Origin of the sequence: Streptomyces sp. NPDC008313 (assembly GCF_042956125.1) — a bacterium.
Lineage (GTDB): Bacteria > Actinomycetota > Actinomycetes > Streptomycetales > Streptomycetaceae > Streptomyces.
Map to the genome: position 1 here is coordinate 67,298 of NZ_JBIBFR010000008.1, position 17,955 is coordinate 85,252.

At 68.5% G+C, this 17,955-nt stretch carries 14 protein-coding genes and 3 pseudogenes; 4 read left to right on the plus strand and 13 right to left on the minus strand.

The annotated features are described in order from the left end of the window. Positions 1-159: 159 nt before the first annotated feature. Positions 160-1,773 (minus strand): helix-turn-helix domain-containing protein, encoded by a 1,614-nt coding sequence (locus tag ACFY93_RS12760; RefSeq protein WP_391356973.1) that lies wholly within the window; start codon positions 1,771-1,773, stop codon positions 160-162. A gap of 539 nt (positions 1,774-2,312) precedes the next feature. Beyond that, positions 2,313-2,693, minus strand: a complete 381-nt coding sequence (locus ACFY93_RS12765; protein WP_391356974.1) for an antibiotic biosynthesis monooxygenase — start codon at positions 2,691-2,693, stop codon at positions 2,313-2,315. 255 nt (positions 2,694-2,948) lie between these two features. On the opposite strand from ACFY93_RS12765, the gene ACFY93_RS12770 reads away from it, so the two are divergent. Beyond that, on the plus strand, positions 2,949-3,308 hold the full coding sequence (locus ACFY93_RS12770) for a hypothetical protein (protein ID WP_391356976.1): 360 nt from the start codon (positions 2,949-2,951) through the stop codon (positions 3,306-3,308). 346 nt (positions 3,309-3,654) lie between these two features. On the opposite strand, the gene ACFY93_RS12775 is transcribed toward ACFY93_RS12770, so the two are convergent. After that, on the minus strand, positions 3,655-3,864 hold the full coding sequence (locus ACFY93_RS12775; protein WP_391357383.1) for a hypothetical protein: 210 nt from the start codon (positions 3,862-3,864) through the stop codon (positions 3,655-3,657). Between ACFY93_RS12775 and ACFY93_RS12780 the strand changes: the two are divergent. Next, positions 3,800-4,321, plus strand: a pseudogene (locus tag ACFY93_RS12780) (glycosyltransferase); the annotation flags it as partial. The gene ACFY93_RS12775 and the pseudogene ACFY93_RS12780 sit on opposite strands and share 65 nt — an antisense overlap. 35 nt (positions 4,322-4,356) lie before the next feature. On the opposite strand, the gene ACFY93_RS12785 reads toward ACFY93_RS12780, so the two are convergent. The 3 genes from ACFY93_RS12785 to ACFY93_RS12795 all read right to left on the minus strand — a co-directional run bounded on the left by ACFY93_RS12785 (position 4,357) and on the right by ACFY93_RS12795 (position 7,315). Beyond that, positions 4,357-4,929, minus strand: a complete 573-nt coding sequence (locus tag ACFY93_RS12785; protein ID WP_391356978.1) for a hypothetical protein — start codon at positions 4,927-4,929, stop codon at positions 4,357-4,359. After that, complete coding sequence (locus ACFY93_RS12790) at positions 4,926-6,731, minus strand: alpha/beta hydrolase (RefSeq protein WP_391356980.1); 1,806 nt, start codon at positions 6,729-6,731, stop codon at positions 4,926-4,928. Before ACFY93_RS12790 ends, ACFY93_RS12785 begins: the two co-directional genes overlap by 4 nt. 125 nt (positions 6,732-6,856) lie before the next feature. Continuing rightward, complete coding sequence (locus tag ACFY93_RS12795) at positions 6,857-7,315, minus strand: amino acid ABC transporter permease (protein ID WP_391356982.1); 459 nt, start codon at positions 7,313-7,315, stop codon at positions 6,857-6,859. Between the two features lie 483 nt (positions 7,316-7,798). On the opposite strand from ACFY93_RS12795, the gene ACFY93_RS12800 reads away from it, so the two are divergent. After that, entirely contained in the window at positions 7,799-8,359 is a 561-nt protein-coding gene (locus ACFY93_RS12800; protein WP_391356984.1) for a hypothetical protein, read from the plus strand. A gap of 383 nt (positions 8,360-8,742) precedes the next feature. On the opposite strand, the gene ACFY93_RS12805 is transcribed toward ACFY93_RS12800, so the two are convergent. Further along, positions 8,743-8,937 (minus strand): hypothetical protein, encoded by a 195-nt coding sequence (locus ACFY93_RS12805; RefSeq protein WP_391356986.1) that lies wholly within the window; start codon positions 8,935-8,937, stop codon positions 8,743-8,745. Positions 8,938-10,068: 1,131 nt separating this feature from the next. On the opposite strand from ACFY93_RS12805, the gene mycP reads away from it, so the two are divergent. Continuing rightward, positions 10,069-11,397: a type VII secretion-associated serine protease mycosin gene (mycP, locus tag ACFY93_RS12810; RefSeq protein ID WP_391356989.1), complete on the plus strand. Its 1,329-nt coding sequence runs from the start codon at positions 10,069-10,071 to the stop codon at positions 11,395-11,397. Here mycP and ACFY93_RS12815 read toward each other — a convergent pair. From ACFY93_RS12815 to cseB, 6 genes and pseudogenes are all read right to left on the minus strand, one after another. After that, a pseudogene (locus ACFY93_RS12815) lies at positions 11,394-13,023 on the minus strand (IS4 family transposase). The gene mycP and the pseudogene ACFY93_RS12815 overlap by 4 nt on opposite strands. Before the next feature lie 217 nt (positions 13,024-13,240). Next, positions 13,241-13,479: pseudogene (locus ACFY93_RS12820) on the minus strand (IS481 family transposase); the annotation flags it as partial. A 28-nt stretch (positions 13,480-13,507) separates the two neighbouring features. Beyond that, positions 13,508-14,377: an endonuclease/exonuclease/phosphatase family protein gene (locus tag ACFY93_RS12825; RefSeq protein WP_391356991.1), complete on the minus strand. Its 870-nt coding sequence runs from the start codon at positions 14,375-14,377 to the stop codon at positions 13,508-13,510. Between the two features lie 121 nt (positions 14,378-14,498). Continuing rightward, the gene (locus ACFY93_RS12830; protein ID WP_391356993.1) at positions 14,499-15,548 is read right to left on the minus strand and encodes a serine hydrolase; all 1,050 of its coding nucleotides are present in this window, start codon (positions 15,546-15,548) and stop codon (positions 14,499-14,501) included. 213 nt (positions 15,549-15,761) lie between these two features. Beyond that, positions 15,762-17,024 (minus strand): ATP-binding protein, encoded by a 1,263-nt coding sequence (locus ACFY93_RS12835; RefSeq protein WP_391356996.1) that lies wholly within the window; start codon positions 17,022-17,024, stop codon positions 15,762-15,764. Position 17,025: 1 nt separating this feature from the next. Beyond that, positions 17,026-17,775, minus strand: a complete 750-nt coding sequence (gene cseB, locus ACFY93_RS12840; RefSeq protein WP_391356998.1) for a two-component system response regulator CseB — start codon at positions 17,773-17,775, stop codon at positions 17,026-17,028. Positions 17,776-17,955 lie beyond the last annotated feature (180 nt).

Genomic DNA, 17,955 nt, shown 5'->3' on the forward strand with positions numbered 1-17,955 from the left:
GGTCTGATCGGCCAAAGCTGAGCGGCTTTGTTTAGCCCTTGGTACCAGGTGCGTACAGAGGGGAGCCGACGCCGGAAGACGGACGGACCGGAGCCGGGGTTCGTTTTCGCTCTCCGCTGTCGAAAAGGCGCTGGGCGTCTTGGAATCCTGTCGGAATGATCAGGAATCAAGGCGGAACTGGAGCATGAGCTCGAAGCGCATTTCGGCGTCACTCAGGTCCACTCTCGTGACTTCCGTTATGCGTTTGAGTCGATACCGCAACGTATTCTTGTGCACATGCAGGTCCTCCGATGCCGCGGAGATGTCGCCGAAGTTGTCGAGCCAGCAGCGAAGGGTCTCCAGAAGTGCCGCGTCGTGCGCCCGGTCGTACTCCCGCAGCCTGTCCAGAGGCCCTGTGTAGCCGGGCGCGTCGCCGACGAGGAGATCGGAGAGACGGAGTACGAGGGATCGGCCGTACACATCCTCTCGCGTCGCCAGGCGGAGCGACGGCGTCCGCGCTCCCGCGGAGGAACGCAGTACCCGCAGTACGAGGTCCGCGTCGTCGCGTGACCGGTTCAGGTCGGTGAGGTGACCGACGGGCGCGCCGATGCCGATCACCAGCCCCTGCCAGTCGCGGCCGAGGCGTTGCACGAACCCGGTCGCGAGGCGGCGAACCGCGGACAGATCCACGGTCTCGTCCGCGTACGTCGGTACGACCCCGTAGATGGTGTCACCGAGCAGTGCGCAGACGGTGCTCGGCAGTTCCCCGCGCAAGAGCATCATGAGGGAATTGGCGACGTGATCCAGACCGGCCGTCGCGGTCAGTGGCACCGGCCCGTCGTGGGTCAGACCCGCCGCCAGGACGTAGCCGCCGGTGACGGCGCGCGGGGTGTTCAGTTTCTGGGACGCCTGCCACGCGGGTTGTCCCCCCTGGAGCAGAGCGGCGACCGTCGCGAGCCGCATCCTGTGCACGGCGTCGGCGGCGATACGTGAGCGCAGCATCGCGATGGCGGCCACGTGGGCGGCCTCCATCATCGCTTCCTCGTGCACCGGGGACAGGGGTTCCTCGGAGATGGCCCAGATCGACCCCAGGAGTTCGTCACCGGCGGACACGCGCATCGCCACACGCGACTGGGCGTCGAGCATGAACGGTTCGACGAAGAGCGGCCGGGCGGACGTGTACAGCTTGTGGAATATGCCCAGATCTGTCAGGTGCGCCTGGTAGAGGTTCGGCACCTGCTGGCCGAGCACGCTCGCCTTGCGGGCCTCGTCGGCCCGTGCCTGATCGGCCGAGAAGGCGAGAATGCGCGAGTCGCGGTCCTCGATCGTCACAGGAGCGTCGAGCAGCCCCGACAGGCTGTTGGCGATCTTGAACAGATCGAGCTCGGTGTCGGCGGTTCCCACCGCCGCCCATCTGTCGTCCCCGTCGGTCGACTGTGGCTGCAGCAGCGCCGCGAGGTGCAGCCACGACGCCCCGCCGACGAGGCTCAGGACGGTGACGGACCCTTTCATCGCTCGTGCGTGGACCTCGGCGTCGATCTCGGCCGGGCCACGGACGACCAGGACGCTGGCGCCCGCGTCGCTGATCCGCTCCAGCAGCTCCACGATGCCACGCGGCCCATGGACACCGACGCCCAGGACCAGAGCCCGTGCGGGAATCGGCACGTCGTCGATCGCGGAGAGGATCGTGACGTGCTCGAAGACCTGGGTCTCCCCCACCGGGCCGGTCTCATGGGTCAGCAGCGACCTGCCCAACCGCTCGAGCACGGCGGAGACGGAGTCACCTCTGGGCATGGGATACCTCCCGGGATGTGCCTCGCGCCGCTCACCTCGTCCGATACTCCACTCGGCACCGTGATCCCGCCGACGGAGCGGCACGGGGACCCCGTGGGGTGAGTGTGGTCAGATTATATTTTCTGCCCTCTTATGTCACTGAGTAAGTGGTGGCTGCTCGACTCCTCCTCCTGCTGAGGGGACGAGCGGCAGTTCCGCCGTGATCGCCGGCTGAACCTCAAGGGCAGATGGGAGTGCGAGACCGACCGGTCCGACACCGGCCGGGAGCGCGGACTGGCCGAGCACGAGCTGGCCGGCGAGATCATGGTGCCCTTGGCTCCCGAATCGAGGCTCTCCGGCGTCGAGGAGCGACCTCGCCGAACCGGAGGCACCGGCGGGCGCCCGAGCCCCGCGGTCCTAGCCAGACGCACGCACGCACACACGCGTACACGGTGGACGAGACCGGGCGGACCGGCAATGGGCCGGCACCGTCCGCGCCCGCGACGGTTCTACACAGCACCGGTCGCGCGGCACCGGCCGGCCGGCGCCCGGGCGGCCGCTCAGCCCGCTTCCGGAGCCAGCGTGGCCTCCGCGCGTGTGAACGCGTGACTCCTCTCCACCTTGGCGATGTGCAGCGTGTAGCTCTGGTACCACTCGGCACGGCCGCGCTTCTGCGCCTCACGGTGCTCGGCGTTGCCGCGCCACTCGGTGAGGGCATCGGCGTCGCGGAAGTACGCGGCGGTGACGGACAGCCCGCCGGGGGTACCCGCGTGATCCATCCCCAGGAATCCGGGGACCTCCTGCACCAGCTCTTGCATACGCGCGCTGGTCTCGGCGTAGCCGTCCTGTTCCTCGCTGCTGACCGTGGTGAAGACGGCAACGTAGTAAGGGGGTTCGAAGGCCTGGACGGGCGCGACAGTTACTTCCGGGTGTTCGCTCATGGCCCGAGGGTAAGCCAGGAGTGAGGTTCCCCAGGGAAACTTCATAGCTCCACGGCGACAAGGGCTACGCCTACGAACCACCTGCGCCGAAGGTTCCGCGCCTGGGGACAGACTCCCCGTGGCGGGTCTGGGCTGATTGCCCTGGCGGTTGACAGCTGTTTGATGGTGACGCGGCACCTCTATGAGTAGTTGGCGAGCCCCTGATGAGTAGTCGCACTCATGTCGCTATCCGGTGGCCGACCACAGGCTGGACCCGTGAACGTCACACGGAACGTCAAACCCCGCGACCTGGCCGACTGGCCGGCCTGCCGTTACCTCGCCCTGTTCTTCTGGAGCTGGGCGACGCTGATCACGTTCGGCCCCACCCTTCTCATGGCTGTGCTGTCCGTCGCGTGGATGCAGCCGCTGACGTCAGTGGTTCCGTCCGCTAAAGTGACCGTGATCCAGGTTGGCATTACTTCGGCTGTGCTGACTCCCCTGTACTTCGCCCCTGGCATCAATCGCCTCGCCCGTTCCGCCCGATTCGCACTGCTGGGACCCCTGGCCGTGACCGTCATCCTGGTCGTGCTTCTTTGCCTCGGTCCCCATGTTGGAGCCACGTCGCTCCTACCGTGATCTCACCGGCTCGATGGGGCGGACCCCATGGAGCAGCCGCGCGGCACCGCGAGCACATCCGCGATCTACGATGCTTCCTGCACGCGAGGCAGGGATACAAGAGTTCCTCTTCACAGGCGACCAGCCGCGCACCCTGCGCACGAATTACGGCCGGTTCGGGACCACTCCGTAGGGTGTCGGACGGCTCCTCGCGAAGGTCCGGCTGCCCGATATCGTCCGCCAAGTCCGGATATCCCCAGGCCCGGGCACGGCCCCGGCGCCCGCCGGAACGGGAAGCCCCACGACGTGACCAGCGCAGACCTCGACCGCCGTCTCGCCGCCCTGGGCCGGCCCTTCCGGCTGATCATCACCGGCGGCGCACACCTACCCCGCGCTCACAGCCATCCGCACCACGAGCGCCCGCCTCGGCCGCCTCGGCATCGGCCTGGACGTGCTGTGGGTGGGCATCGAGAGCGGTCTGGAGGCCGGCGTCGCCAGAGCGTGAACACAACGGCGGCGCCCAGGGCTCGGCCCAGATCAACACCGTCATCCGCGCGATCCTGCCCTGGTTGCTCACCCAGGCCAACGTCATCCACCAGTGTGGTGCCACTTCCATCGAGGAGTCGCGCCAGCACGCGGCCCAGCTCCCGGCCGAGGTCCGGCCCCGCTACCTGGTCACGGACTTCGTCGGCCCGGACCTTCCCGACGTACTGGCGCTGGCAGACGTCGTCATCTTCTGCGGGGGCGCCTGCACCATCGCCGAGCTCACCGCCCTCGGCAAGCCGTCCGTCCTCATCCCGCTCGCTACATCGGCCGGCAACGAGCAGGAGCACAACGCCCTCCACCTCCAGCAGGCGGGCGCCGCGGTCGCCCTGGTGAAGGACGCGGTGACCCTGGAGAGCCTTCGTGCGGCGGTCGACCCGATCCTCACTTCACCTGAGCAGCGCACGCATATGGCGGAGCGGGCCCGGTCATTGGGGCGCCCGGATGCCGCCGACCGCCTCACTGAGGTGTTGCTGAGCGCGGGCGTCTGACGAGGACACATACGAAGTGACTGTGCGCTGTACGCTCAGTTCTTCTCGCTCGGCGACGCAGAGGGGATCGGGGTGGTTGATGACCAGAAATCCGATCGGACGTTGGGGTCCGGGATCGATCCACCCGCGTAATTGGGGCCGACCGTCTCCGCTGTCGGCGGTGACACCGAGGACTTGGTGACACACGGTGTAGCTACCTCGAAGAACGCTTGGCCGTTGCCTCCGATGAGGAGACGCACACGGAACTGGTCGGGTGTCTCGAAGTACGTCGCAGGGCTCTTGGTGCTTCGATTAACACCAAGCTGCCGGTACCCCTCGGCCTTCCAATAGCGCTCAACCACCCCGAGGAAGCTACCCCTGCGTTCCGGGGAGATGATGGTCATCACTGCCCGACGCCGCGACACATCACAGCTGCCCTCGGTGGTCTCCCCGTGGGTCCAGTGGACGGCGGGCTTGATGGCGGCGAAAGTCCCGTCCAGCATTTTGTCGGCGTGTTCCGCCGCTTCTTGCATGTTCATCTTCGGCTTCCCTTCAGTCGACTGCTCCGAAGTTCCGCATCCTGTCAAAAGCAGCATTCCTACCAGGAGCGTTACGCTGACGCCTCTCATCGCGGCTGCTCCAAGACGATTTCGTCGGACTTCCCAACCACGATTTTGGCAATATTATCGGCTGACATCTGATCCTTTGTGGGGGTGAAATAGTGCGAGTGTGCGTCAAACCCACCCTCGGTCACAGGAGGGCCATCGTCGACCAAGAAGCGTGTGGCTCCGAACGCCTTGTTCGCCGGATCGGTTCCGAACCAGATCTGACTGGGATCCGTCTGCTGGTCCTGAGCCATATAGCCGGCGACGCCACCCACGACAGTACCGGCTGCACCACCAACGACTCCACCTATGGGGCCGCCCATCCCCAATCCCAATACAAGACCTGCTGATCCGCCACCGGCAGCCCCGGCTCCCATGCCACTGGCCTCATTGTGATTAGGTAGCTTGGTGACGATGTCGTTGTCTGCCGCGCCGACGAATACATGGTGCTTGCCGACGTTCAAGTCGTCGGCGGTCTTTGCGCCAGTGCCGGGGCTACCGACAAGGATGATGTCGTCGGCTCCGGGGACCCCGCCCTTCTCCTGAGCTGCCAGGCCGACGGTGAGGGAACCGTATGAGTGCCCAATGGCCGTGATGTGCGGATCCTCGTTCTCGTTCGTCGCCGAGATTCCTGCCATGAAGCTGTTGTATGCCGGTGCTCCGGCTTCGGCATTTTCCCTGAACATGACGTCCGTGTTGGCGGCGAGGTCCGTGGGAGAGACCTGGGGTGCGTCGTAACCGAGCCAGACGATCGACGCGGTTGAGCTGTGAGGGTCGGCTTCCCTGGCGCCAAGAGCAGTGTCCTGGGCTCGTTTCATCGTGCCGCCGACGAACTCACCATCCAGCTTCGTTGAGAGCCCAGGGACATAAGCCGAAACGTTCTTCGCCGTGTCGGGATTCCCATAGGAAACGATCGCACGGCCGTTGCCTTCGTCTCCGATACCAAGGAGATACATCGGGGGCACGCTTGGTTCCTGTAGTTTCTCCTGAATCCCCTTCAGCCCGTCCAGCATCGTCTTCGACTCCTCGTCATCCTGCCCCGAGAGTTTGCCGATGAGGAGCTGGATGTTCTCCCGGTTGGCCTCGTCGCGCACGGTCGCCGGGATACCGTCCAGGTTCCCGATCACGTCCGGGTAGACCGCCAGGTACTCCTCCCGCTGCTCCTGCGTGAGGTGGTCCCACCAGTCCTTGCGGGCGGCGGGGGACTTGTCGAGAGGGATGTCGCCCTTCAGGTATTCCGTTGCAGCCTCGCCCACGGCCTTGACGTCGGCGGCAGCGTCGGCCCAGGTCTTCGCGTCGACCTTCAGCCCGGGGCCTGCCTTGAGCTTGCTCAGCGCCTGCCGGTAACGTTCGTCGATCTCCCGGGCCTCACGCAGGGCATGGGCGATGCGGTCGGCGATGTCCTGCGCCTTGGCGTGGTTAGGGTTGGGGTTGATCAGGCCGGGTGTTCCGGGACCGGTGCCGGGCGTGTACAGCCCCTTGTCGCTCGGTGGGTACAGCCCGTTGTTGCCCGGAGTGAGCATGCCGTTGTTGCCCACTGCCGAGCCGCCGGGGATCTTCTCCCCGGTCATCTCGTTCTTGCCGCCGGCGGGGTACCCGATGCTGCCGTCCTCGTTCACCGTGTACGACAGGGCGGTGGCGTCGTCCAGTGCTTCCTTCAGCCGCCGCTGAGGGGCACCGAGTTCGGAGGCAAGACCGTTTATCGAGGAGCGGATCAGTCCGCACTCGGCGTGGATGTAGTGGTAGTTGCGGCTCAGTCGCTGCAGCCGCCGGATGGCCGCCCTCGCCGACTCGCTTTTCTGTGTCTTGGATAACTTGCCGGCCATATCGGCATCCACGCGTTCGGCCGAGGCATCCGCGTGGTGCGAAACCTTGGCTCATCCGTCGGCCGCGTCGTCCAGTTCCGAGAGCTTCAGGTCCCGCAACTGCTGCCAGGTCAACGCCGAGGTCACTAGCCCTTGCTCCCGTCTGAGACGTGCACAGCGCGCGCCTTGGCGGCAACGGCACTGTCGTGCTCGCCCATGTCCTTGGCGACGGCGCGCAGTTTGGGCTCCAGCGACTCGCACTCGTCCCGTACCGCCTCCAGCCGCTTCTCCCAGGAGGTGAGTACCGTCTTCAACGCACCCAGGCTCGCCAGACCCTCAGCCCCCGTCGACACGCCCGTATGGCCGGACTGCAGGCTCTTCCTCGTGGACTCGGTGCTGATCTTCAGGTCGTCCGCTGTGCCTGCCGCGTGGGTCCATGGCCCGTTCGAGTGCCGCAGGGTGCCCGAGCCGCCATCCGATCCTGGCTTCGCCCCACGTGTGGGAGTGCTGCCGCCCTGATCAGCCGGCAACTGGTTGAGCTGCATCTGGGTGGAGTGGCGCTCGGCCGCCGCGGCCTTGATCTGTTCCCACTCGTCCCACGCCACCAGCGATCCCTCCCCGTGTACGCCTCCACGGCGCTGCCTGAGCCTGCTGTTGCGGACGTTATCTTGTGGTCGCAACGCACTGTATCCGTGCGATCGCCAGAGCGACTGAGTACTCCTACTCATGCCAACGGACTTGCCCGGCTGTCACAGTGGCCACAACGGGGTGAAACTGCGACACAGCCCGGTTGGGCGGACAGCCGAGCCACCGTCATGCATCGGACATTCACAGAACGACCTCTGCGCACGGCGACAGCCCGTCTTCGTCAAGGTGCCGCCCTGCAGCAGGCGGGACGTGGCAGCAGTGGAGTGGCCGAACGTGCGGCGGAGTCGGCTTTCAGCCAGCCTCATGCCGTGGTGGTAACAGAGTTCCGCGAAGACACAAGATCACAGCTATCTTGCGGGAGTTGCTTCTATTACAGACGGGGATGTCAGGGGCACTGTCAGTGAGTGCCCCGAGGTGCTCACTGAGCGGGGAGGGGCGTGGTGGCGGTCGACAGCACGGGAGATCCGCAGGCAACCACCGTTGCCCTGGGAGCGGCTGTGGGAGTGATCGCGGCTTCGGGTATCGGGCCCTTCGGGGGTACTGGTGCCGCCGCGGCGCAGGTTCTGCGTGTTGAGGGCGAGACGCTGACTGCCTTCAAGACGAGGGTGGATGACCTGTTGACTCAGCTGGAGGAGTCGAAGGCCGCGCCACGCAGGATCGCGGACGGCGCTCTGCCTACGGGGCGTCTGGGGAACTTCGACGAGGCCGACGCGCTGCACGCCGCCTACACCCGAGTGCACTCCCAACTGGAGAAGCTGTCCAAGATGCTGGCGTTGCAGATCGAGGGACTGGTCGTCACGGTCGATGCCTCGAAGGCTGGCTATCACGATCTCGACGATGACATTCGCGACCGCCTGAGCCGGATCCGGGTCGAGGCCGACGAACTGCTCGCCGACAGGCCCGGGCCGGGTGCGGAGAACCGCACCAGCGGCGGGGCGGGAAGGCCGAACGGTGACCAACAGGGTTCCCAGCCGATGGACGCGGAGGCCGGAGGTCTGTGATGCCTTTGTCGGCAAGGAACGGCGGCACCACGACCGTGATGGGGAAGGCGGGCCGGTTCCATGAATGAGTCCCGGTTCCTGAGCCAGGATCCTGAACAGCTGTGGTCCATGGTGGAGGGGGCGGACGGTGCGACGGCCACGGAGCTCGGCGTTCTGCTGACCCAGGCCGCGAAGACGATCGGGGAAATCGGCACGGATCTGCGAACCCACAGCCTGGCGGTCGAGTGGGAGGGCGAGGGCGGCGAGGCGTTCCGGAAGTGGATCCACCAGGCCGCGCTGGCCACCCTGGACCTGGGCGATTTCAGCGCGAGCGCTGGCAAGTGGCTGGGCCACGCGGGGGATACGCTTCACGAGGTCAGGCCCCAGTTGGAGATCCTGCGGAATCAGAGTGCCACCGCGCGATCGGTGCTCGACGCGCACGCGGCGAAGGCAACGGACATCGGCAACCACGACGGCGGTCCCTCGGATGCCGCGGTGGAGAAGGCCAAGACCTCGTTCGCCGATGACAGCGCCGAGGCGGCCCGGCTGATGATGAAACTGGCCCAGTCGTACACCGCCTCGACGGAACAGATCGACACGCTGGAGGCGCCCGAGTTTCCGGAACTGCCGAAGCAGTTCGTGCCGACCAGTATTGATAGTGGAACACACATCGCTGCTCCCACCACCAGCGGTGGGGGCGACCAAGGGGCGGTTGCAGGACCGGACGCTCATGGAGGGGAGGCGGGTGCCGACTCCGTTGTGGGCGCGGCAGGTTCAGCACCGAAAGCGTCCACGTCGCACCACTTGGCGGGCCCGACCGGTGGGCCGGATGTGTTGCCGCCCCTCCACTCGGACACGACGAACACGGCGATCGACAGTGTAGGAACCCTTCCGTCTGACCCCGCAGTTCTTTCTGTACCCTCGGTGGCGCCTCCGGGACCAAGCAGTCCGGACGGCAGGACACAGCCGACGACCGGGTGGCTTCCGCCTGCGTTCGGGGGCGGAGCAGTGCCTCCGTCGGTTCCTCGGACAGGCGGGCAGCACTCCGTGTACGGAGGCCGGGGCGCCCTCCCCACGCCGTCCGGCTCGGGCACGTCGGGAGGTTCACGCGTACCCGGGCACGGTCTCACCAGCCCCTTCGGCCCCGGCATGTCCGGTAGTCAGCCAGTCCCAGGTCGTGAGTCGGCCGTTCCCGGCGCGGCCAGAGGTGCCAACGGCATCATTGGCGGCCGCCCCGTCTCGCCAGCGAGCGGACGATCTGCTGGTGCGATTCCACGCGGCACAGTTATCGGCAGCCCGAGTCAGCAGCAGCCTCCCATCGGTCGTGGCACCGCGCCGGGAGGATCCGGCCTTGGCACCACATCGCCCCGCGGTAACAGCCCCACGAAAAGCCCTGAAGGCGCGTCGAAGAGCGCCCGCCTGCCCGCGCAGTCCGGTGGGATCGTCGGTGGTCAACCCAGGACACCCCGACAGCGCGGACGGGCAGGGTTCACCTCAGGGGGTGCCGGACTCGTACGAGGAACGGGCGCAGGCGACGCACAGCCGCAGAGCGGCGGACAAGCCCGCGGTGCCTCCGCCGTCGCCCGTGCCCCGTACGGTGGTGACCGCTCCGCCCATGACGAGCGGTCGCGCAATCGCGCGAATCCGACGGCCGAGGACGAGGGAGGCCGACCGAGCGCACAACGTCCACCCAGCGGGCCCGACCGACACGCAGGACAAGAAGGATGACCATGCCCACCCGCAGCAAGCAGGCCCTACGGTACGGCCGGGTCATGGCGGCCGTCGCCAGCGTCCTGCTGGCGGGCGTCACCGTGACGCCCGCGTACGCAGACACCGTCCGCGGCCAGCAGTGGCACCTGGACGCCATGCAGGCCGAGCAGATGTGGAAGACCAGCACGGGCAAGGGCATCACGGTCGCCGTGATCGACACCGGCGTCCAGGACAACATCCCCGACCTGCGCGGCCGGGTCGTGGCGGGCAAGGACTTCTCCAATCACCCCGGGGACGAACACTCGGACTACGACGGCCACGGCACCAGCATGGCCGTCCTCATCGCCGGCACCGGAGCCAAAGGCCGAGCGACGGGTTCCTACGGCCTGGCCCCAGGAGCGAAGATCCTCCCGATCCGCATCCCGGACTTCATCGAGCAGAGCCGTAGCGACGGCAACCCGGACGACTACCCCACCTACATGGCCAAGGCCATCCGGTACGCGGCCGATTCGGGCGCCCAGGTCATCAACATCTCGCAAGCGAGCGCCGACAATTCACAGGAGCTGACCGAGTCCGTCGCCTACGCACTGTCCAAGGGCAAGCTGATCTTCGCAGGGGTGGGCAACACCGGCAGTGGACTCAACGAGCTGCAGTACCCGGCGGCCACGCCCGGTGTCGTCGGTGTCGGAGCGATCGGCAGAAACGTCAAGGCGACGAAGGAGTCCCAGCACGGCCCCCAGGTCGACCTGGTCGCACCGGGGGAGGACATGGTCGCCGCCTGTCTCGGCGGCACGGAACTGTGCAAGACCCACGGCACCAGCGACGCCACGGCCATCGCCTCCGCATCCGCCGCCCTGATCTGGTCCAAGCACCCCAGTTGGACGAACAACCAGGTCCTGCGGGTCATGCTCGCCACGGCGAGCAAACCCAAGAGCGGTAAGGAGCGCACGGACTACCTCGGCTACGGCGCGGTACGCCCCCGCATCGCACTGACGGACCCCGGCGACGCCGGTCCCGTCCACGTGTACCCACTGCCGGACTTCGAGTACGCCGCGGCCAGGACGCCAGAGGCGTCAGCCTCCGCTTCATCGAAGCAAGAGGGCGCGGCACCAGCCGCGTCGACGAACTCCGGCAGCGGAGACAGTGCAGCCTCGTTGATTCTCCTGGGTGTTGGCGGTGGCGTGCTCATCAGCGGGGCAGCGTTCGCAACGTGGTCTGTCCGCAAGCGTCGCCGTGCTCTGGCGGCATCACGTGTCTATCCAGCTGCTCAGGAGCCTGCCCAAGGAGCGTGGCCGTACGGAGACAGCAACCACGCCGGGAGTGAAGTTTCCCCAAGGCCGGGTAGTTAGCGTTTTCGCAGGTCATGCAAGGGGGTCGGCCTCTGTGTGATTGCCGCGTAGCGGCCCGTGCGGACTCTCTTGATCATTCCTCTCTCGGTCCAGCGGGCGAGTTGTCGGTAGGTGGCGACGAGGGTGACGTCACCGAGGAGTTCGGCGATCTCTCTTGAGCGCCAGAGCCGTTCGGGTTCTGCCTGCAGGATGGTCAGGACACGTGCCATGCGGTTGCCGGTGTTCTCCCGGTCGGTTGTCGCGGGCAGTGTGGGCTGTGGCGGTGGGGGCGGCAGAAGCGTGATCGTCGTCGAGGTCACGACCTTGCTGCCGTCGGGGCGGCCGTCCAGTTTCCGTTCCGCGTAGCGGGAGATGGGTGACTTCACCTTGCGGGTGCTGACGCGGTTTCGCCGTGCGGGCGCCAGTGTCAACAGGACTCGGCGGCCGATCTCGCCGATGCCCTGCTCGAAGACTCCTTGCGCACATACCAGCAGGTCGCGGGGCGGTCTGGAAGGCAATGGTGAAGCCGCAGCGGTCGGGATCGGTGCCCGGCTTGGACTCCGCCGCCTCGACCATTGTGCGGCGCAGGAGCTGGTAGAGAGTGAGCAGGGCCCACATCTCCTGCTCGACTCCGGCCGGATCGTGCGAGCGCAGGACTCGTGCGTGCAGGATGGTGTGGCGGAGTGCGTAGTAGGCGCTCTCGTGCTCCCAGCGCTCGTGATAGAGGTGCACGAGGCGGTCGGCGGGGTAACGGCGGGCATCCAGCAGCGTGGTCACCAGACGGTAGGAGCCTTCGAAGTTGCTGCCATCGGTGCAGGTGATACTCACCTGGGCTTCGATGATGCGCACCGGGACGCCGCCGATGACCGAGAGATAGGAGGAGTCGGCGAGAGTTTGAAGGACTGGTGGGCGGCGGCGCTGGCGGATGCGGCCCAGGACCTGTGCGCCGGTGGCGTGCGCGGCGGTGAGGAAGTCGTTGCTGTCGAAGCCCCGGTCCCACAGCACCAGCATCTCGGGGCCCAGATGATGCAACAGCCTGGTGGCGTACGAGGTCTCGCCCTCCCGGGTGGGACCGAAAACCGCCCCGATCACGGCCCGGGTACCGGTCTCGACCAGCGTCATCAGCTCGACCTGGGGATAACCGCCGTGCGGGCACCGCCCCAGCCAGCCCCGGTTGCGCTCACTGTCAGGCACCTTGATCGAGCTGCAGCCGTCGAACGACACCGTCCGATACGGGCCGAACCGTACCCCCGGCGTGGCCGGCTGGGCCAACGGCCCGGCCAGCACCTCGAACAACGCCCGCACCGGTGCGCTGCCGAGTCTGCGGCGCAGGTCACGTAGTGCCTTCGCACTCGGGCAGACGATCGGCATCCCCGACAGACCGGCGGTCAGCTTGTCCCAGACCAACCGGTAGCCGACCTCGGGGAACAGGCACATCGCCAGGAGGAAGTAGACGCCGACCCGCGAGGGCAGATCACGCAACCGCCTCTGCACGGTCCGGGTTTCAGACAAGACAGCGTCGACCAGCTCGAACGGCATGACCGGCGTCAGTTCTCCCAGATGCCCGGGAGCGAACCGGCCCACGGCCACAGTCACCGTACGGGTGATGGCCGTCAGCGCCGACGGCGAGACACAATGAACAGGCAACGGAGCTCCTTGCGGGACAAGCTGTCTTGGACGACTGCCTGTACCAACGAGCTCCGTTGCTTGGTGTCAGGGATTCTTCAACCCCCTTGCGTGACCTGCGAAAACGCTAACTACCCGGCCTTGGAGGTTCCCCCCTGATGTCGGACAGCATGTTCGTTCGACGTGTATTCGCTGCCGCGGTCGGGGTGCACAATGCGGCCGGCCTCGAGAGCGCCCCTTCGACCTTGCCGTTGGTCTGCGGGCGGTAGGGCCGGGTGCGTTCATGGGCGATCCCGGCCGCTGCCAGAAGCCCGTGGCGGTCTCCTTCTTCTCGTCCGCGTGGATCTCGCTGTGGGCGAGGCGGGAGTGGTCGTCGACGGCGGTGTGCAGGTAGCTGTAGCCGGCGCCGGACCGCTTCTTGCGGCCTGCCTGGCGGCCCAGCACCTTGTGGCCGCCGCCGTCGGGGATGTTGCCGAGGGGGCAAGCGGGTAACTGCCGACAGGACCTACAGCCGCACGGACGCCGCCACCGGCAGGTGGTCGCTGCCGGTGGCCGGGAGGGTCCAGGCCGATCGCGCCTCCACACCGCGCAGGAGGATGTGGTCGATCCGGGCCAGCGGGAACGCAGCCGGCCAGGTCAGCCCGAATCCGGCTCCGGCCGCTTCCTGGGCCGAGTGCGTCGCGGAGGTGAGGGCGGATAGGGCCCCGTCGTCCGTGGTGCCGTTGAGGTCGCCCACGAGCAGGACGCGGGGGAGCGGTTCGGCACGCAGGGCCGTCGCCAGACGGCCGGCGGCGCGGTCGCGAGCGGCGGTGCCGAAGCCCGCCGTGGGGCTGAACCGGACGGACAGGAGGTGCGCGACGTACACGGCGACCGGCCCCTTGGGGGTGCGGACCGTGGCGCGCAGGGCGCGCGGCCAGGGGGCGATGCCGACGGTACGGGTGTCGGTGAGCGGAAAGCGGCTCCACAGGCCCACCGTGTCCCGCACCGAGTGGTACGGGTAGTCGGCGGCCAGCACCTTCTCGTACACGGACGGGTCGCCCAGCTCCTCCAGGGCCAACACGTCGGTGTCGGAGGCGGCCAGGGCGCGGGCGGTGTGCGCCGGGTGCGGATTGTGCTCGTTGACGTTGTGCGTCACCACGGTCAGGTCGCCGCCGCTCGCCTGCTTGTCGGTGAGTGTCCCGCCGTAGAGTGCGCCCCACACGAGGGTGGGCAGCAGTACGGCCGCGGCGGCGGTCGCGGAGCGTCGGATCGCGGCACACACGAGGAGCAGCGGTACGACCAGGCCCGTCCAGGGCAGGAAGGCCTCGGTGAGACTGCCGAGGTGACCGACCCGGTCGGGGATCCGGGCATGCCCCAGCATCACGAGCGTGGCCAACGGCGCGAGGAGTGCGGCGATCCGCCCCCGGCGCCAGATGCCGGGGTGACGACGCGGCCGTCGGGGCCGAGCGGGTTTGGGCGGGGCGGGCGAAGCGTCGAGGACAGGGGCCAAAGTCGTCTCACCGGGTTTCGGAAGGGATGCCGGACGTCGTGGCGGGATCGGCCGCGGACACCTGCTGCCGGACCCTCTCGACGAGTGCGCGGCCGGCGTCGAAGACGGTTCGCAGGCCCTGCTGCGGGCCGGTGCCCGCGCTTTGGTGCAGCACCACGCCGAGGGCGAGATGCCGTCGGCCGCTCCGGTCCGCAGCGTCGACCGCCCACATCAGCGCGCCCCCGGCCGGGGTGCTGGAACCGGTCTTGATCCCCGTCACGCCCGGTGTGTTCAGCAGTTCGTTGCTGTTGGGAATCGTACCGGAACCCACTGCGGCGGCGGTGCGTGGCAAGGAGACGACGGACCGGAAGACGTCGTCGCGCATGACCTGCCGCGCCAGCTTCAACTGGTCCGCGGCCGTACTCGTGGTGGTGGGCTCGATACCGCTGGCTCCCGTGTACGTGGTGTGGTCCATGCCGAGGTCCTCGGCGGCGCGGTTCATCCTGGCGACGAACGCCTTCTGCAACCCGGCGTCCCAACGGGCCAGCAACCGGGCGATGTTGTTGCCGGAGGGCACGAGCATCAGTTCCAGCAGGCGTCGTTGGCTCAGTCGCTGTCCCCGCCGCACCTCGACGGTGGACTCCGCGCCGGAGAAGGACTCGTTCGCGGCCTGCTCGTCGACGGTGACCAGGGGGCCGGACGCGTCGCCGCGCAGGGGGTGGTCGCGCAGGACCACGTACGCCGTCATCACCTTGGTGACGCTGGCGATCGGTACCGGCCGCCGTGGTCCGTGGACGCTCGGGGCACCGCGCGGCCCGAACCCCTCGACCAGGACGGCCGCCTGACCTTCGTCCGGCCAGGGCAGCGACGCGGTGAGGGACGTGCCCGGCCGCCCGCCGGGCCCGCTGTCGACGCCAGCGGTGGACGCCGCGTCGTCCACGGCTCCGCGGGCCACGAGGACGCTCCCGAGGGTGACCAGGGTGACCAGGGCGGTCGCGCCGGCGGCGAGGAGTGCCGAGCGCCGCCGCAGGCTGTGCGGCAGCCGGGAATCCGACGGCGGAGCGGGGGGAACCCTCACGCTCGCCGGGTTCGGGGACTGGGCGCATGGGAGCACCTCCGAGAAACGCGGTGCGCGTCGTTCGCGCATCACGGCCACTCTCGGCGAGGGGGATGTCCGCACGGCCGTGAGCGCGTCTCCGCTCCTGCTCGGCCGGTCATCCGTTGTGTATCGGCTCCTGCACAGCGGCCCGGCACACGGCGACGTGGCCGGACCGCGCACGGTTGGCCGGTGTCAGTCGGCAGCGGTCGGCAGCCGGAGGGTGGCGACGGCCCCGCCGTCGGGCGCGTCGGCGAACGACAGCGACGCACCGAGGACCTGGGCCTGGCCCAGCGCGATGGTGAGCCCCAGGCCGTGGCCCCGACCGCGTTCCGGCGCGCCGGTGCGGAACCGCTGGGGTCCCCCGGTCAGCAACGCGGGCGGAAAGCCGGGACCGTGGTCCCGCACGGTCACCGTGGTGCCGGCGACCGTGACCTCGACGGGCGCGCGACCGTGCCGGTGGGCGTTGACGACGAGGTTGGTGACGATCCGGTCGAGCCGGCGCGGGTCGGTCTCGGCGGACAGGGCGTCCCTCGCGGTGAACCGTGTGTGCAGCCCTGTTCGGTCCAAGGACTCGGAGACCACCTCGGCCAGCGGCACCCTTCTCGGCTCGGCCCGCTCGGCGCCCGCGTCGAGCCGGGAGATCTCCAGCAGGTCCTCGACCAGGGTCCGCAGCACCCGCACCCGGTCCTGGACCAGGCCGGTCACCTCCCCCTCGGGGAGCAGTCCGCTCGCGGTGACCAGGCCCATCAGCGGGGTCCGCAGTTCGTGGGCGACGTCCGCGGTGAAGCGCTGTTCGGTCAACAGCCGCTGGTGCAGGCTGTCGGCCATCGAGTCGACCGTGGCCGAGATGGCGGTGATCTCGTCGTTGCCGCGGCCGGCTCCGGTTCTGGCGGTCAGATCGCCGTCCGTGATCCGGCGTGTGGTGCGCGCCACCCGCCGCAGCCGGCGGTACGGCAGCTCGGCGGCGAGCGCCGACAGGGGAACGACGACGGCCAGGGCGAGAAGGGAGTACTTCCACATGTGCCGGTCCAGGGCACGACGCGTGAGCAGGTCGGAGGTCATGTCGGTCTCCGTGGCGACGGGCTTGCCGCGGTAGCTGCGTGCCGCCCACATCGAGGGGTGGTCCCCGGCGTCCGGATCCTCGTACCAGGTGACCGTGTCGTGGTTCGGCTCCGGTTCCTGCCGGTCGTCGAGCCGGCGCAGCAACTCGTCCGGAAGCTCCCCCGGCACCAGGTGGAGCCCCCGGGGCGGGACGCCGTCCCGCTCGTAGGCCTCCACGTCACCGAGGAGTGCCGCGGTGGCCCTGGCGGCCCCGTCGTTCATCGACCGGGCGCGGGTGCTGGAGTGCACCAGGGTCCCGATGGTCAGCGCGACGGCACAGCAGCACACGGTGACGAGCAGACAGGTCTTCCAGCGCAGTGAACGCCAGTTGAGCAGGTCACGAACGGCGTCCACGTCAGCGCCGCAACTTGTAGCCGAACCCGCGGACGGTCTCGACCCGGTCGGCCCCGATCTTCTTCCGCAGCCGCTGCACGCACAGGTCGACCACGCGGCTGTCCCCGTCCCAGCCGTAGTCCCACACGTCGCGCAGCAGGGTCTGCCGGTCGAGCACGGTGCCGGGGTGCGCGGCGAACTCCAGCAGCAGCCGCAGTTCGGTCGGGGCCAGCGCGACGGGCCGGCCCGCCAGCGACACCTCGAGGCCCGCCGTGTCGACGGTCAGGTCGCCGAAGACCAGCAGGGCACGCCCGTCGGCACCGGACCGCTCCGGCCGCCCCCGGTCCGCGGCGGGCGGGGCGGAGGCGGGCGGGGCGGCGGGCGTGTAGACCGCCCGCCGCAGCAGCGAGCGGATACGGGCCACCAGAACCGCGGTGTCGACGGGCTTGACGACGTAGTCGTCGGCACCCGCCTCCAGACCGGAGACCACGTCCAGGGCGTCACCGCGCGCGGACATCATCAGCACCGGGTCCATACTGGTCTCCCTGATCCGCCGGCACAGCCCGATGCCGTCGAGGCCGGGCAGCATCACATCCAGGAGCAGCAGACCGTGGCGGCCCTCCCGGAACAGCTCCAGTCCGGTCAGACCGTCACAGGCCGACACGACCCGGTAGCCGTAGCGTTCCAGCGCGAGCGTGACGGACCTGCGGATGACCTCGTCGTCCTCGACCAGCAGGATCGTCACGGGCGCCGGGGCGTCCTCCTCGCTCACTGGGCCCGACCTCTCTGCCGGCCGCCCACCGCGGGAATCCCGCAGGGCGGCGCTGACCTCGTACTGCCCGCAATTCTGCCTGTCGTGTGTCGCCCCGGGGCATCCGGCAGGGCTCGGCCGTGTATCAGCCGCGTATCGGACCGGCCCTGGGCACGTGCGCGCACGGCCGGGGAGCGGCGG